This is a genomic window from Actinotignum sp. usb-actsch-213 (assembly GCF_059085665.1).
In genome coordinates, this window is the sequence record NZ_JBHNSQ010000078.1 from 1 (window position 1) to 1,277 (window position 1,277).

General features: G+C 60.1%; 1 protein-coding gene. It reads right to left on the reverse strand.

What is annotated here, in order from left to right; all coding sequences use genetic code 11:
* Positions 1-10: 10 nt before the first annotated feature.
* Complete coding sequence (locus tag AC5RK6_RS08285; RefSeq protein WP_320758325.1) at positions 11-1,132, reverse strand: IS1249 family transposase; 1,122 nt, start codon at positions 1,130-1,132, stop codon at positions 11-13.
* Positions 1,133-1,277: the final 145 nt, after the last annotated feature.

A 1,277-nucleotide genomic window follows, 5' to 3' on the forward strand; every position in this document is an offset into this window, starting at 1 on the left:
TGGTTACGGTTTAGTAGGTTTGGTTCCATTTAGCCCCGTTGTGTAGATCGGTCCACTCGATACCCGTGCCCCACATCTCGGTCTCGGCCTGTGCTTGGCGACGCTCGCGTGCCCGGGCGAAAAGGGCTGCGATCTGGTCATCACTGACCGTGCGATGCAAGACTTGCCCGGCACTGCCCGGATTCTCGGTATGCCGCTGGCACCACCACAACACGGCCTTGATCTGGTGGAGCAAGCTCATGCCCCTATGCCGGCGCAGCATCGCCCGCAACTGGGAGTTAATCTTTCCCTCGATCAGATTCGACGTGGCCGGAATCGGGTCGTCTTCCACGACCAACGCGGGTTCCAGGTAGGTGAATAATGTCTGGTTACGTACCAGCGTGTTCAGCGAGTTACGGGCCTTAATCAGGCGTGCGTGTGTGTCCACGATCCTTCCATCATGCAGCCGGGTTTTCTCCGCTAGCAGCGCTTTCCAGGCCTGGTTCCATGCCGCTAGGCGCCCGACCCAGTCCACTGCTTCCTCGCGCGTAGCCACGCCTAGGAGATCTTTGGCAAGGCCGTAGAGCTCGACGCCGGCCTGGGTGCGTGCCCGGGTGGTGGTGTGGCGTTTGACGGCGCAGAAAGCATGGTACGTGCAGCGTTGGATACGTGTGGTCGGCCAGGCGTGCTTGACGGCGCTGGCGATCCCGCTTCCCCCGTCGCAGACCACCACATCCGGGGGTGCGATACGGGAGAAGAGGGCTATCCAGGCCGCGGTGGTCTCGCTTCTGGCCACGTACCAGCCCAGCACGTGTGTTTTCGTGCAGGCGATCAACACGGCCAGGCGGTGGGCTAGGTAGATCCCGTCAACGAAGACCACGTGATGGTGTTCGCTGACGGTGGTGTAGACCGGCCAGAGACTCCAAAGCGGGGCGAAACGGCGGCGCAGAGACCGTCCCTGGCCGGGGTGGTGGCGGTAGGTGTATTCGCCTAGTAGGTAATCCCAGAAGGCCGTGAGGTCGCGTGCTGTGGTGGTGTTGCGTCTAGTTTGGGTGGTCTTGCATTGCGGGCAGCGATACCTGGGTTTCCCGGCCGTGGTTGTTCCCCATTTTTGGGTGGGCTTGGCGCATGTTTTGCATTTCGGATTCGGCATTTACTTATTTAAGCCGAGTCGGAGGGCTAGTTTGTGGTGGTGTAGTGCGGGAAAGTCGGGGTTAAACCAACACGTTTTGTCCATCCAAAAACTCGAGTCAAACCGAGTTTGAACCCGACTTTAGCCCGCTAGCAAGCCGAAAAGT